The 14,094-nt window shown below is 37.3% G+C and carries 14 protein-coding genes; 1 reads left to right on the top strand and 13 read right to left on the bottom strand.

What is annotated here, in order from left to right; genetic code table 11:
• Together IGI65_RS03930 and IGI65_RS03925 are read right to left on the bottom strand one after the other, a co-directional pair.
• Positions 1 to 726 (bottom strand): YebC/PmpR family DNA-binding transcriptional regulator, encoded by a 726-nt coding sequence (locus IGI65_RS03930; RefSeq protein ID WP_071865175.1) that lies wholly within the window; start codon positions 724 to 726, stop codon positions 1 to 3.
• Between the two features lie 305 nt (positions 727 to 1,031).
• On the bottom strand, positions 1,032 to 1,535 hold the full coding sequence (locus IGI65_RS03925) for a VanZ family protein (protein ID WP_438773297.1): 504 nt from the start codon (positions 1,533 to 1,535) through the stop codon (positions 1,032 to 1,034).
• A 196-nt stretch (positions 1,536 to 1,731) separates the two neighbouring features.
• On the opposite strand from IGI65_RS03925, the gene IGI65_RS03920 reads away from it, so the two are divergent.
• Positions 1,732 to 3,537, top strand: a complete 1,806-nt coding sequence (locus IGI65_RS03920; RefSeq protein WP_438773296.1) for a M3 family oligoendopeptidase — start codon at positions 1,732 to 1,734, stop codon at positions 3,535 to 3,537.
• A gap of 93 nt (positions 3,538 to 3,630) precedes the next feature.
• On the opposite strand, the gene IGI65_RS03915 is transcribed toward IGI65_RS03920, so the two are convergent.
• The 11 genes from IGI65_RS03915 to IGI65_RS03865 all read right to left on the bottom strand — a co-directional run bounded on the left by IGI65_RS03915 (position 3,631) and on the right by IGI65_RS03865 (position 14,058).
• A complete protein-coding gene (locus IGI65_RS03915; protein ID WP_071865178.1) occupies positions 3,631 to 4,143 on the bottom strand; it encodes a QueT transporter family protein in 513 nt (170 codons plus the stop codon).
• Between the two features lie 154 nt (positions 4,144 to 4,297).
• Positions 4,298 to 5,053, bottom strand: a complete 756-nt coding sequence (locus tag IGI65_RS03910) for a 3-oxoacyl-ACP reductase (protein WP_438773295.1) — start codon at positions 5,051 to 5,053, stop codon at positions 4,298 to 4,300.
• The gene (locus tag IGI65_RS03905; protein WP_071865180.1) at positions 5,050 to 5,271 is read right to left on the bottom strand and encodes a DUF2829 domain-containing protein; all 222 of its coding nucleotides are present in this window, start codon (positions 5,269 to 5,271) and stop codon (positions 5,050 to 5,052) included. The genes IGI65_RS03910 and IGI65_RS03905 overlap by 4 nt, the downstream gene beginning before the upstream one ends.
• A gap of 582 nt (positions 5,272 to 5,853) precedes the next feature.
• Positions 5,854 to 7,251, bottom strand: a complete 1,398-nt coding sequence (locus tag IGI65_RS03900; protein WP_438773294.1) for a C40 family peptidase — start codon at positions 7,249 to 7,251, stop codon at positions 5,854 to 5,856.
• Between the two features lie 360 nt (positions 7,252 to 7,611).
• On the bottom strand, positions 7,612 to 8,121 hold the full coding sequence (gene mreD / locus IGI65_RS03895; RefSeq protein WP_438773293.1) for a rod shape-determining protein MreD: 510 nt from the start codon (positions 8,119 to 8,121) through the stop codon (positions 7,612 to 7,614).
• A complete protein-coding gene (gene mreC / locus IGI65_RS03890) occupies positions 8,121 to 8,981 on the bottom strand; it encodes a rod shape-determining protein MreC (protein WP_071865183.1) in 861 nt (286 codons plus the stop codon). The genes mreD and mreC overlap by 1 nt, the downstream gene beginning before the upstream one ends.
• A gap of 282 nt (positions 8,982 to 9,263) precedes the next feature.
• Positions 9,264 to 9,905, bottom strand: a complete 642-nt coding sequence (locus IGI65_RS03885) for a thiamine diphosphokinase (protein WP_438773292.1) — start codon at positions 9,903 to 9,905, stop codon at positions 9,264 to 9,266.
• The gene (gene rpe / locus IGI65_RS03880) at positions 9,902 to 10,555 is read right to left on the bottom strand and encodes a ribulose-phosphate 3-epimerase (protein WP_071865185.1); all 654 of its coding nucleotides are present in this window, start codon (positions 10,553 to 10,555) and stop codon (positions 9,902 to 9,904) included. Before rpe ends, IGI65_RS03885 begins: the two co-directional genes overlap by 4 nt.
• A gap of 34 nt (positions 10,556 to 10,589) precedes the next feature.
• Positions 10,590 to 11,513 carry a ribosome small subunit-dependent GTPase A gene (gene rsgA, locus IGI65_RS03875; RefSeq protein ID WP_412256797.1) on the bottom strand — a complete coding sequence of 308 codons (924 nt, stop codon included), beginning with the start codon at positions 11,511 to 11,513 and terminating at the stop codon, positions 10,590 to 10,592.
• A gap of 144 nt (positions 11,514 to 11,657) precedes the next feature.
• Complete coding sequence (locus IGI65_RS03870; RefSeq protein ID WP_438773291.1) at positions 11,658 to 12,821, bottom strand: class C sortase; 1,164 nt, start codon at positions 12,819 to 12,821, stop codon at positions 11,658 to 11,660.
• Positions 12,802 to 14,058: a class C sortase gene (locus tag IGI65_RS03865; RefSeq protein WP_438773290.1), complete on the bottom strand. Its 1,257-nt coding sequence runs from the start codon at positions 14,056 to 14,058 to the stop codon at positions 12,802 to 12,804. The genes IGI65_RS03870 and IGI65_RS03865 overlap by 20 nt, the downstream gene beginning before the upstream one ends.
• Between the last annotated feature and the right edge of the window lie 36 nt (positions 14,059 to 14,094).

Here is a 14,094-nt window from a genome sequence, read left to right as displayed (position 1 = left end):
TTAATTTTCCAAACTGGTAAAGACTTCTGAAACATCGTCATCGTCTTCTAATTTCTCAACTAATTGTTCTAATTTGGCTTTTTGTTCATCGTTTAAAACAATCGTCGTCTGAGGTACCATGGTCAATTCAGCTTGCGCTAGAGTGAAACCGTCTTTTTCTAATTGATCGCGCACAGTTGTAAAATCTTCTGGTGCAGTATAAATTTCAAATACTTCTGGTGAGGAAATCAAATCTTCTGCCCCTGCTTCTAATACATCTTCAAACATCGTCTCTTCACTAACTGCTAAACCTTCACGTTCAATGGCAATGTAGCCTTTGCGATCAAATAAATAATTTACTGAACCCGTTTCACCTAAATTGCCACCATTGCGGGTAAAGGCAACCCGAACATTGGTCGCTGTACGATTTCTGTTATCCGTTAAAGCATGTACTAATATAGCTACACCACCAGGACCATATCCTTCATAAGTTACTTCGTCATAATTGGCTTCATCAGCAGAACTGGTCGCTTTTTTTATCGCCCGTTCGACGTTATCATTAGGCATATTAGCAGCTTTAGCCTTATCTACTGCTAAGCGCAAAGCAGGATTCAGCGCTACTTCACCACCACCGGCTTTTGCTGCCATATAAATTTCTCGTGATAATTTTTGGAAAATCTTGCCCCGTTTTGCATCTTGGGCATTTTTTCTACCTTGAATATTATTCCATTTACTATGTCCAGACATTCTTATTCCTCCTTATCCATCTTGACCTAACTTACTAGGCTCACCTCTTTATTGTAGTCTTTTCCTTTTAATTTTCAAATTCAAACCCACTGTAAGCAATAAACAAACTTTCCAAAGCAAAATTATGGCTCAAAATTTTACGAAACTTCAGCTTATTTCAAAATCAGTTGTTTCTTTAACACTGTTTGTAAAAAAGAAGAAGTTGCGACAGAAGCGATTAGCTTCAAGAAAGAAGCCGTTTCTGTCATACCTTTTATTCGTAAAAAAAGGTATGACAAGACTTTTTGCCACACCTTTTGTCTGATTTAACTTAAACGTTTTTTCGTCAATAATAGGTAACCTAAAATAATAAGTGCTGCTGTAAAAGCTCCAGTCATATCTAAGATGACATCTTGAAAAAGTGGCGTTCTATCTCCTGTCAACATTTGATGAAATTCATCTAAAGCCGCATACCCTGTCGCGCTTAAAACGCCAAAAAAACTCCCCCACCAAAAATTTTTCTGTTTATAATATAGCGCTAGCGTAAAACTGCCGCCCAAAATAAAATACGTAATAAAGTGCGCTCCTTTACGAATAAAAAATTCCACAAAAGAAAAGTAGCCTTTAGCGGCAATACTGACCTCACTACCGGCATAGTTAAAAGCAATATTGTGTAAACTTTTTTTCAATGGTTCATTTTTCAATAATTTTTCTAACAGCCCCACTTGCGATTGTTGCTGATAGGTCTGAGAAGAGCTGATAAATAAAACAGCCATGGTCGCTAAACCAATCAAAAGATATAAATACGGATTTTTAAAATTGCGCTTCATTTGACTTACCTCCAGTTCAATTTTTTATTTTACCATAGATTCTAAAGCATAAGCGCATTCTGCTTTACTCTCTTTATTTCCAATTTTAGAAGCATAAGGACGTTAAAATTGTAAAATTCAAAGCTCTCAGAAGGTTCTGAATACTTTTAGTGTGCTATACTAAAAAAGATAAAATGAATAGAAAGAAGTGTTGTCAATGTACGCATTAACCTGGGATTTAGACAGTATTTTCCCTGGCGGTAGCCAATCAAAAGAACTTACTGCGCGGATGGATCTTTTGGCAGAACAATTAAACGAGTACCAAACCAAAGTTAAAAACTTTGCTGTGAAAGATGATGCAGTGGCAGAAAACCTAACGAATCTCTTAAATTTACGAGAAAAAATCGCCAACGGTTTTTCACAATGTAGTTCGTTTTTAAACGCTTTGATGTCTGCTGATGTTACCGATGTGGATGCCAAAATCCGTTACAGCAAATTAACAACTTTGTCTCCAATTTTTCAATTAAGTGAAACCATTTTAGCTAAAAAATTCACCGAAATTGATGATGAAAACTGGGCATCACTTTTAGAAAAAGACACTTTAAAAACGGTCGCTTTTCGTTTAAGCGAAATTCGTCGCGACGGTAACGAATTATTATCAGAAGAAGCAGAAAACATTATTAACACCTTATCTTTAGACGGCTTAAATGCGTGGAGTCAACACTATGACACCTTAGTTGCTACTATTGAAATTCCATTTTCTGATGAAAATGGGAAATTGCAACAATTATCTGCCGGACAAGCATTCAATAAAATGATGGGAGATCCTAATCCTGAGGTGCGGGCAACATTATTTGCCACTTGGGAAAAGGTCTGGGGTGAAAAAGCCGAATTATTTGGCGATACTTTAAATCACTTAGATGGTTTCCGTTTATCTACCTATAAATTACACGGCGTAACTGATTATTTAAAACAACCTTTGGAATATAACCGCATGTCAAAAGCGACTTTAGATGCAATGTGGTCTACGATTCAAAAAAATAAACAACCAATCGTCGACTTTTTAACACGTAAAGCGCAATTATTCGGCAAAGAAAAAATGGAATGGCAAGATCAAGATGCACCAATTATTTTAGATGGTATGAAAGAACGTACTTTCACCTATGACGAAGCTGCGGCTTTCATCTTGGAAAATTTCCGCAAATTTAGTCCTAAAATGGCAGATTTTGCCCAAATGGCATTTGAAAAAAGTTGGATTGAAGCAGAAGATCGCCCTGGTAAACGTCCTGGTGGTTACTGTACTGAATTACCTGAAACACAAGAATCACGTATTTTCATGACATACAGTAACTCCATTAACGAAGTTGCTACTTTAGCCCACGAACTAGGTCATGCTTTTCATAGCAGTGTTTTATGGGACATTCCTCGTCTAAACCAAGATTACGCGATGAATGTTGCTGAAACTGCCAGCACTTTTGCAGAATTAATCGTGGCTGATGCTACATTAAAAGGTGCCACTTCAAAAGCAGAAAAAATCAATTTATTAGATGCTAAAATGCAAAACGCGATTGCAATGTTTATGAACATTCACGCTCGTTTTATTTTTGAAAATGATTTTTACACTGCTCGTCAACAAGGGCTAGTCGCACCAGAAAAAATTACCGAAATGATGACTGCTGCCCAAAAAGAAGCCTACGCCGACGGTCTAGCAACATATCACCCTCATTTTTGGGCTGCAAAATTGCACTTCTTTATTGATGATGTGCCATTTTATAATTTTCCTTATACTTTTGGTTATTTATTCAGCATGGGAATTTACGCTCAAGCAATGAAAAGCGATGGTAATTTTGAAGATCAATACATTGCATTATTGCGAGATACAGCAGCCATGACCACCGAAGAATTGGCGCAAAAACATTTAAACGTCGATTTAACCAAACCAGACTTTTGGCAAGCAGGAATTGATATGGTCTTACATGATATTGCTGACTTTATGGACTTAACTAAAGAATATGTAGAATAATGATGATTACTTTTCTTTTACACACGCCTTTTTGGGCGTGTGTTTTTTTCCATCAAAAAAGCAGACCTTCAATCAAGTCTGCTAAAATAGTAATTATTTCGTTAAATCGATTTTTTGACCTACTTGATACAGGATAATACCGCCAATTGCCATCGATAAGAATTCACCGACAGCAATATATCCCCAATTAAGCCAAAATGGCATTTGATATAAAATCGTCAGTTGACCTGCAACTGTAAACATGGAAAAAGCAAATAAAAGCGTCGTGATGGCTATTTTCACCCTCATGTCAGTAAAACGCGCAGATACTTTGCGACAAATAAGCAACACGAAAAACGTGCAGACACTCCCGACAACAACATCGATGATCCCGTTTGGCGAGGCAATATTGGCAATGGCGCATCCAATGGTCACCGACCATACATAGCGTTTATTGTATAAAGCCAAAAAGTTGAACATTTCAGCTACGCGTAACTGCACTTGTCCAAAACTAAAGGGAGCTAAAAAAACCGTAATGACCACATACAATGCTGCGACCATCGCCATTTTAGCAATTTCATCTGTTGTCCAGTGAACTGAACGTATTTTTTTAATTTGATTATCCATTTTTTCTCTCCTTTACAAGGTATAAGACCTTGGTAATAAGCTGCACCCAAAGGATTGAAGTGGTGCAGTGGGAAATCTTCCCTGACTCTAACTATAGCAAATACTCCCCGTAATGCAATACTAATTTTAGCAGGAGTTAACTGCCAATAAATTTTTATTTCAATAACCAACCGCCATCAATTGGTACGATATTCCCTTGTAAATAACGCGCTTTAGCACTAGCTAAAAATAAGGTCAAATCAGCAACTTCTTCGGGTTGGGCCCAGCGTTTTACGGGCGTTTCGTTGGCTACCCAAGTTGCCATTTTACCATCACCGGCAAAGTCTGCAGCATTCATCGGTGTTTGAATCGCCCCTGGCGCAATCCCGACAACGTGCACATTTTCAGCATAATCTAAGGCAAGTTGTTTTGTAAAACCTGCAATCGCATGTTTACTGCTGGTATAACTAATTCCGCCTCCACCTGCAATTAAACTTGCAATTGAACACATATTAATAACAGTCCCTTTAGTCTCAATTAAAGTTGGCAAAACAGCTTTGGTAATATAGTAAATACTGTTTAAGTTAGTTGCAAAAATTTCTTGCCATAATGCATCATCCGTTTCAAGTAAAGGTTTATAAGCATCCAATTTACCCGCAGTATTTAATAAAATATCAATTTTACCAAAATTATCTAAACATTTTTCTACGGCTTTTAAACAGTCAGCTTTTTGGGCGACATCTCCTACAAAACCAATAAAATGACTGCCAAACTTCGTGAATTGACTAGAAAAATCAGACTGGATATCTATACCAAACACCTGAGCGCCAGTCTGCAAAAATGCTTGTGCCTGCGCGCGACCAATACCAGAAGCTGCTCCTGTCACAAAAACCACTTGATCTACAAATTCACTTTGACTGTAGTCTGTCATTTTACAATTGCCCAATCATTAGCCAAAATATCACATACAGTCGGTGCAAAACTTGAAAAACCTTCGTCTGCTGTTTTAATCAAAAAATAAGGTGTCACAGGTGCTCCATCATAAGTCTGCTCTTCCACCAAAGTCACGTATAGCTCAAAACCACTCCAGCCTTTGCGAATAATTTTTTCACCTTTTTTTAAATGCGGTAAAATTTCTTCAAATGTCATAATCCATCTCTCCGTATCTTAATCTTTTGAACTTTTCCGTAAATGATAATACAGCAAAATACGCGGGTTTACTCCTTCAAGCAACCACTATAACGCTTAAAGCTATTTCATAAGCGAATAAATAATTGTCTTGCAATAGATCAAACCTACTGTAAAAGTTCGTGTCAAATTTTCCCTTTTTACTTTAGCACGCTTTATACCACTTTACTACTAGAAAAGCAAAACAAACGTGAGTAACTCTCAAGTAATAAGATGGAATTTTAATAAATTGCTTTCCAAATTTCTTCAAATTTCAGCTTATTACCGTAGAGAGTTCGTTTGTGTGCTAGATCACAGAAAAGCTAAAGGCCGTGGGTAAATCTTTGGAAAAATCTCAGAAATTTGATTTCTGGTGCTCTTTACCAGAAACTAATTTTTGAATTTTTCCCGAAGAGTTGCTGCCTGTGCTAGATCACAGAAAAGCAAAATGAACTCGCCCAGCTCTCAAGCAATAAGACGAAATCTTGTTAAATTGTTTCTCAAGCTAAAAACCGATAAAAAAACACGACCTTCAAAATGAAGATCGTGTCAAAATCTTATGGATTACATCCGTACTGCAAATTGTGGTGCGTAGTTAGAAACAGAGCTGATTGAAACTGATTGACCAGGTTGTGGTGCGTGAATATAACTGCCGCCACCCATAGCAAGCGCTACGTGATATGAACTACCTGGTGAACCCCAGAAGTATAAGTCACCAGCTTGCGCTTGGCTCACTGGAATAATAGTCCCTGCTTTTTCCTGTGGTACAGTCCAACCACCGATTTCACGTCCTGCTGCATGTTTGTATACGTACCAAACAAAACCTGAACAGTCAAAGCCAGATGGTGATTTTCCACCCCATACATAAGGAACACCAATAAATTGCTGTGCGTAACCTACAACACCGCCACCTGAAGGCGCTGGGATATTTGGTTTTGGAATTTCTGGTTTTGGTGTTTCAGAAGAAGAAGAACCGTTACCACTATTCCCGCTATTACCAGTAGATGAACCTGTATTGTTACTATTACCGGCATTTGATGAACCAGAATTACCATTATTGTTTGTGTTATTTGATGAGCTTGAACCTGAACCTGAGTTACCAGTCGCGCTACTTGAAGAACCTGTTGAACTTGAAGTTTGACCAGATTCATTGGCTACAGGCGCTTGAGTTGATGAACTTGAGTCCGTTGCAGTTTCAGAGACAGCATCTTGGGCTGCTTGTTCTTGTGCTTGTTGACGTGCAGCTTCCGCTTGTCTTTCTTGTTGGCGAATACGTGCTTGTTCTGCTTCTGCTTCTTGTTTTTCTTTTTCTAAACTAGCTTTTTGACCTTCAGCAGTATTTTGTTGTAAAGCAAGATCTGCTTTCATTGCATTTAAATCTGCTTGTTTTCCTTGAACTTCTGCTTTTTGGCTTTCAAGTTCAACTTGATTGGCTTGAATTTGCGCTAATTTTTTGTCGTTTTCAGCTTTTTTGTCTTCAACGGCTTTTTTATCCGCTTTTTGTTGTTTTACTAAATCGTTATTGGCTTTGACAATTGTTGTCATGGCTTGAACCCGGCCAATTGCATCTGTTAATGAATCTGATTCCACAACAGCATCGATAAAGTTTGTACTTTGTCCGTTCACTTGTACGTCACGGGCTTGTTTTTTGATTGCATCTTCGCGTTTTGCAATCCGTTCTTTTAATGTTGCAATTTCTTTTTGCAATTTTTGAGTTGCTTTATTTAATTTTACTTGATCTTTTACTAAGCTTTCAGCTTTTGTTGTAATGGCAGCAACTTCGCTTTCAAGTGCATCGATTTGCGCTTGAGCACTAGCTTGTTGACCTTTCAAGTCATTGATTACTTTATCTTGATTTTCAATTTTTTGATCGATAGTATCTGCCGCGGCTACGCTGGGAGCTGCAACTGCTGTAAGTGTTAATGAGCAAACTAATAATGCTGATAACAAACTCTTCTTCACTCTTCATTCCTCCGACTGGCTAACTTTGAATTTTTTCTAAACTATTCGGGAATTTTTTTAGACCTTTCCCGACGACATGAAAATTGTAACACAGCGATATGACATTCAGATAAATGAAATGTTACAAGTTTGTTTCAAATGGACTTTTTTGTATGACAAATTCGTTCGTAGAAAAAGGTAAAAGATCAGCTGGGCTTTCAAGCACTAAGCAAAATTTCAATTAATTATCTTTTCATTTCTTATGACTTAACTTAACTAGCATCGAAAGTTCATTCGTCTTGCTATAAACTAAGACCTCAATCCGCTCACTGTACTGCTTATAAAAAACAATTTATCAGTTACAAAAAAGCCTTCAAGAAACTATTTGATAACAAATAATTTCTTGAAGGGAAAAATAAAGATAATGAATAAAAGCATATTAATTAATAACGTTGGCCCTAAAAAACGACTGATAAAAAATGTATCACTCACATCAGCTAATTTAAAGAGCATTTGAATACCCAAGGTTACCAGTTCAAAAAAAGTCACAAAGATAATCATGCCAAAAAACATGGTAAAAACGTTGCGATATAACGTATCTGCCAAGGCGTACATCAGCCAAACACTCAATGGTAACGCGACTGTATAAATGCCTAAAACCCCAACATAATACATATCAAATAACAAACCTAAAACTATTGCCGTAATCACCATATAGCGTTTGGATAACACCATACAGCCACATAAGACTCCTAGTAAAAGCAAATGGGCATTGGCGATATAATAATTACGACTCCAATTTTCCAATAAGCGCGTAACCTGACCATCTAGTAACATTAGGATAAAAAACGTTGGCGCAGCGTAGTACTTTACTGTATCTTTTGTAAGCATTACTCGCTATCACCTGCCGCTCTTTTCACCACAGTAACAACAGACATATCATACATATCAGCATAAGGTTTCACATAAACTTGTTTATCTAAGCCATAATCATCAGATTTTGATTCAACCACGGTTCCTACTGGTAAATCTGCTGGTGAATTCCCCCCTAAACCTGAAGTTTGTACAACATCGCCTGCTTTTAATTTTTTCTCACCTGTCAATTGGTTCACGATTAAAGTGCCCGTTTTTTCATCGTAATTGCGCAATAGGCCGAAAGTTTCCCCTTCTTTACCCGAGATGCGCACTGGAAAATGATCGGAGTTTTGGTTGGCAGAAGTTAGCAATTCAACTTTAGCAGAAGTTAAATTAACTTCGATAACGCGACCAACTAAACCTTTTTGTGACAATACCGCCATATTGATTTTCAATCCATCTTTGGAGCCCTTATCAATGACTAACATATCTTGCCATGCATCCGGCGAGCGGGTAATCACATTGGCCGATACTTTTTCAAAGTCTGTTAATGTTTCGTTTAACTTTAGTTCTGCTTGTAATTTTTTAATTTCCCGTTCTTGATTTTTGGTCTTTTGGGCCAATTCATCATAAGAATCAATTTTATTTTTTAAGCGTTCATTTTCGCTATAAGTCACAAATAAATTTTGGACATTGCTAAACGTATTTTCAACAAATTTCACCGGTGCACTAATGACACGATCAACAATCGAAACACTGTCATTGGCAACAGATTGCGCTAAATTTGTTTTTTGATTATTTGCGCGTCTTGCCGCTGTAATGCTTATGACAGAGACTACGACAATGACTAAAATCAAGGTAATGATAATATTTTTATTTGGATTAAATTTCTTCACAAGTACACCCCTCAAGAAAAAAGCCGGCACGATTTTATCGTGCGACTGATAGTAATGATTTTACCACTAAAATCTTTTAAACAAAAGGCAGGGGGTGACTCTTAAGATATTTTTTGTAAAATCTTTTGCTTTTAGACAATTTATCGTTTTGGCTGTAATTTTTTGCAAATTTCAACTGATTGTCATAAAGCGCTAATTTGAAAAAGAAATTGCTACATCCGTCTTACTCTGTCCTAACTTACCCACATTTTCCCAACAAAAAAATCGGTTAAAAAAACCGATTTAATCGCGACTTTGGATGACTGCAACGACACCGCTAGTAAACTCTATTTCCGCTATATCCCCAACAAACTCATTACTAGCATAAGAAGTTGGTTGCAAGACATCTACTTGTTGTAAAGTATATTTACTTTTAGTTAAGGTCAACTGGGAAACTGGCGTTAAACAGCAATAAGCTAAATACTTCATCCCAGAAATCTTCTTTATTATATGTTTTCCTGCTGGTAAATAACTCAAATGATTTTGATAATCACAAAGGGTAATCTGTTGCATAAAAGGAGCAAAACGCGGTTCTACTCCTAGCCAGATATTTGCTAGTAAGTGGTCCAAGCGACCGCCAGTCGCTCCAATCAAAGTAATTTGCGCCTCAGGATATTGGGTAAAGATAGAATGCAGTGCCAGTTGCGTATCCGTATCATCTTTTTCTGCCGCTGCTGTCACTACCGTTTCGGCTTTTTGAAAGACGATTTTTTTTTCCTCAGACGTTAAAGAGTCAAAATCTCCTACTGCCAACGTGAGTTGTTTTTTTTGCTGCACTAAAAAGAGAGCGCCGCGGTCAATTCCGACGTAAAGATCAAAGGATTCTGACATAATCGCTTGAGGCCACAGCTTTTTTTTTCCTCCGGCTACGAGTAAAACTTTCATTGGGTTAAAGCTTCTTTCAAGGTCGCAATGCGATCTTCTGGATCAGGCGCATTGTAAATATAAGAGCCTGCTACAAAAACATCCGCACCAGCAGCTTGACAGATTTTTGCCGTCTCGGGCACGATACCGCCATCTACTTCAATCTCATAATGGTAGCCAAACTCTTCTTTTAGCGCTTTTAATTCTTTGACTTTTTCAACTGCTTCAGGGATAAATGCTTGACCACCAAAGCCAGGATTGACAGTCATTACTAAAACTAAATCTGCCATTTGTAAAACATGCTGAATCGCTGCAACTGGTGTGCCAGGATTAATAGTGACACCGGCTTTAACGTTGGCATTTTTAATCATCTGAAGCGCCCGATGAATATGCGGAGTAGCTTCGACGTGAACGTTAATAATATCCGCACCAGCTTTAGCAAAATCTGGAATATAATTTTCTGGCTTTTCAATCATCAAATGACAATCTAACGGTAATTTTGTTACCGGACGAATTGCCGCCACAACAGCCGGTCCAATGGTAATGTTGGGCACAAAATGACCGTCCATTACATCCACGTGAATATAATCAGCGCCTGCTTTTTCAACTAACTGAATATCACGGGCTAAATTGGCAAAGTCCGCGCTTAAAATTGATGGTGCAATTTTCATAAAAACTCCTCCTGACAATATAACTTCGCATTAATTATTTATTTTTCTTATATACCGGTCGTCTTTTTTCAATCTCTGAAAGAAATTGCAAATAGTTATCGTAACGTGTGGTAGCAATTTCGCCTTTTTCCACTCGACGTTTCACTTCACAGCCTGGTTCATTCACATGTTGGCATTCACGAAACTTACAAAAAGGTGCCGCTTGTACAAATTCTGGAAACATACGTGGTAACTCTTGGGGGGTAATCTCTTGAAATTCCAGTGAACTAAACCCTGGTGTATCAGCTACTAAACCTCCGCCTATTTCTAATAATTCTACATGTCGGGTGGTATGTTTCCCCCGCCCTAAATAATCAGAGATAGCAGCTGTGGCTAAGTTTAGATTCGGTTGGATTTTATTTAACAAAGTAGACTTCCCTGCACCAGATTGTCCCATAAATACGCTTAGTTTATCATGAAATAGTTTTTTTAATAGCGCGATATTAGCTGCTGGATCTGCTAGCGCTACTACTTCATAACCAATCGCTTGGTAAGTGGCGATAACTTTTTCTACTTGTGCTTTTTCTGTCACTAAATCTAACTTACTTAAATAAATGACAGGTTCAATATCTTTATATTCTAAATTCACTAAAAAACGATCCAACAAATTATAAGAAAATGCTGGTTCTACCATGCTGATCACGACAATGCCCAAATCAACATTGGCTACTGGCGGACGCACTAATTCATTTTTGCGAGGCAATAAATCTAAAATATATCCATCTGTTAAACTACTACTTTCAAATTCGACCCAATCTCCCACCAACGGCGTTAATTTCCGTTTACGAAAATTTCCCCGCCCGCGGGTTTGATAAAGAGTATCATCTGCAGTAGCGACATAATAAAAGCCACTTAAAGCTTTTCTGATTTGACCTTTCACCCATTGTCCTCCTAATAAATTAAGACTGTACTCTGTCATTTTACCATAAGTTTTCCCTTTGGCTTAATGGGAAAATCTTTTTAACTTGCCTTGTTTTTTCACTGCTAAACTTTAAAAGACCCACTAGACTGGATATTAGACAATTATCCCAGCTAGCAGGTCTTAATAGGTGTACTTTATTTTTTATTTGCGAATAATTGGCTGTGAACCAGTAATTACCCAATCTTTTTGCGATTTTTTAGGATAAAATTGCATCGCTTTTTGGCGCCAGCCTTTTACTCCCACTGATAATGATGCGTGAGGATTATCCCCCACTTCTTTTAACGTATACATCGCACCAGGTAAATCTTTAAATGTAACCGTACCATCTGCTGTTGACTGTGCTTTTAGCGTATCACCTTGTCGAATAACGGGTGCTTTACCTTTTTTATCAAATAAAATATATTCAACCTCATTTAAGGCTGTACCAGCTTGATTTTGTCTGACAAAACTCAAATCAAAACGACGTCGTTTTAAAATAAAAGCTTTAATCGCACGATAAAGTAAATAAAGGAGCACTAAAATTAAAAGCACCGTACTGGTAATGATTAAGATATTTTTTTGTTCCCGCGCTTTATTACCACTTGCTACGGCTTTTGCCAATTTCTCAGTATAAGGAACACGATGGCCGGTAACTAATAATCGATGCGAATTGATCATATAAGGCGTACAGGTGATTAATGTTGCCAAATCTTTTCCTGCTTCAATTTTTAAAGCGCTTGTTTCATTAGGTAGTACAACTTCAATTTGATTAACTTCATAAGCCATTTTTTTCCCATACACTGTTAGTACAAATTGATCACCTTTTTCTACTTTTTCTAAATCGGTAAATAAAACGCGATCTGGCAAACCACTGTGGGCTGAAATCACCGTGTGCGTATTTTTGCCACCAGTAGGAAAAGATGTTCCTTGTAATACAGATGCACCACGATTTAATAGGAAATGATTAGTAGTATCAAACAAGGGAATATCTACTTCAATTTTTGGAATTGCGATTTTCCCAATTAAATGCTTTTGATAATAAGCTTCATCTTTTTTATCACTTATTTCTTCTGCAAACGGATCATTTCCTGGGGCAAAGCCCCCTTGACTTAACGCTTCATTTTCTTGGCGCCGTTTTTCCAACTCATCTTGTCGTTGAGTTAAATCTTTATGCACTTGTTCTAGCCTTTTTTCATCTAAGAAGTCATTTAGTGCGTTAATATAAAAAGGATAAAGCGCAATTAGAGAACCTACCGCAAACATTAAGATGATCATCAGGCTACCAATAAGACGCTTAATACTCCCTTTAGGTGCTTTTTTCTTCATCAGGCCCTCCTTGCCAAACCATTTGGTAGTTACGCTCTTTATTTTTACCTACTTTTTCTAATAAATTTCTTTTGGTCTTTAATTTTAAACGTTCATCTTTTAACTGCGCAACTTTGGCTTTTAGATAAGGTTTAGAGCCTTCGTGCCAAACTACGTGGTAAATATTACCAGGGATTTGTTCAAATTTTACCCAACCATTTTCATCGCTAATCGCCACTTTTTTAAATTCACCTAGCGCGTCTTCTAACTTACGGCCGCGGTGATCTAAAAGTTGGAATTTTTTACCTGCAATTGCTTTTTTATCCTTTGTATCTACAACTTGAAAAACTAAATCATACGTTCGCTTGCGACTCCGGATCAAAACAGATTTACGCCATACCCAATAAAAGAACAAACCTAAAAATAAAACAATAATCACGATATATTCAATTAAGCGTCTTTTATGATATTCTTTTGCTTTTTGAATTTGGTTGGTCATCTCTTTTTCATAAGGAATGCGAGATCCTGTCACCAATAAGCGATGGGAGTTGACCATATAAGGCGTACAAGTCACTAGTGTCACCAAGTCTAAATCAGGCACAACCCGTAACTTATCCAGTTCATTAGGTAATACGGTATGAATGTTAGTAATCTTATAAGCTAATTTCTCGTCTAAAATTTCTAAATAAAATTTATCTCCTTTTTTTAATTTATCTACATCCGTAAAGAGCATTTTTTCGGGTAAGCCCGTATGGCCAGTAATAACCGAGTGGGTACTTTTGCCACCAATTGGAAAAGAACTTCCTTGTAAAATTGTTGCACCTTTATCTAATAACACGTCATTGGTAGTATCAAAAACTGGCAGACTAACGTTAATTTTAGGAATGTAAATAGCGCCAACTGTATGTTTAGCAAAATATTCTCGCCCAGGAGAAGTATTGTGCCCCACGTTTTCTTCAAAAGGATCTGCGACAATCCCCATTCCAGGAATGCTCGTCCCTTTTGCGGCCATCTCTTTATTTTCTGCTGTCTTTTTCTTTTTAAGCGCCTCGGCATCTTTTTTGTTTTTTTGTTGGAGCTCTTTTTGATAAGCTTCAATTCGCTGTTGATCAATATAATTGTTTAAAGAATCGACTACAAAAGGATAAGAGAAGACTGCTGCTCCGACTAAAAATAAAATTACCATCGCAAATTTCAAAATCAAATTGATTTTTTCATCTTTTGTCATTTTACCTTTAGCGGCTTTTTGTTTGCTCATTTTTTTCTCCCCTTTCCTTTTAAGCCTTTTTAATCA

Origin of the sequence: Enterococcus sp. DIV0755b (assembly GCF_051713765.1) — a bacterium.
GTDB lineage: Bacteria > Bacillota > Bacilli > Lactobacillales > Enterococcaceae > Enterococcus_C > Enterococcus_C canintestini.
Note: the sequence above shows the minus strand (reverse complement) of the source record. Positions and strands in the feature narration are given on the sequence as shown.

Excerpts from the sequence above, each read along its gene's own strand:
- IGI65_RS03930 (WP_071865175.1), bottom strand. The coding sequence starts at position 726 with ATGTCTGGACATAGTAAATGGAATAATATTCAAGGTAGAAAAAATGCC.
- IGI65_RS03925 (WP_438773297.1), bottom strand. The coding sequence starts at position 1,535 with ATGAAGCGCAATTTTAAAAATCCGTATTTATATCTTTTGATTGGTTTA.
- IGI65_RS03920 (WP_438773296.1), top strand. The coding sequence starts at position 1,732 with ATGTACGCATTAACCTGGGATTTAGACAGTATTTTCCCTGGCGGTAGC.
- IGI65_RS03915 (WP_071865178.1), bottom strand. The coding sequence starts at position 4,143 with ATGGATAATCAAATTAAAAAAATACGTTCAGTTCACTGGACAACAGAT.
- IGI65_RS03910 (WP_438773295.1), bottom strand. The coding sequence starts at position 5,053 with ATGACAGACTACAGTCAAAGTGAATTTGTAGATCAAGTGGTTTTTGTG.
- IGI65_RS03905 (WP_071865180.1), bottom strand. The coding sequence starts at position 5,271 with ATGACATTTGAAGAAATTTTACCGCATTTAAAAAAAGGTGAAAAAATT.
- mreD (WP_438773293.1), bottom strand. The coding sequence starts at position 8,121 with ATGCTTACAAAAGATACAGTAAAGTACTACGCTGCGCCAACGTTTTTT.
- IGI65_RS03885 (WP_438773292.1), bottom strand. The coding sequence starts at position 9,905 with ATGAAAGTTTTACTCGTAGCCGGAGGAAAAAAAAAGCTGTGGCCTCAA.
- rpe (WP_071865185.1), bottom strand. The coding sequence starts at position 10,555 with ATGAAAATTGCACCATCAATTTTAAGCGCGGACTTTGCCAATTTAGCC.
- rsgA (WP_412256797.1), bottom strand. The coding sequence starts at position 11,513 with ATGACAGAGTACAGTCTTAATTTATTAGGAGGACAATGGGTGAAAGGT.
- IGI65_RS03870 (WP_438773291.1), bottom strand. The coding sequence starts at position 12,821 with ATGAAGAAAAAAGCACCTAAAGGGAGTATTAAGCGTCTTATTGGTAGC.
- IGI65_RS03865 (WP_438773290.1), bottom strand. The coding sequence starts at position 14,058 with ATGAGCAAACAAAAAGCCGCTAAAGGTAAAATGACAAAAGATGAAAAA.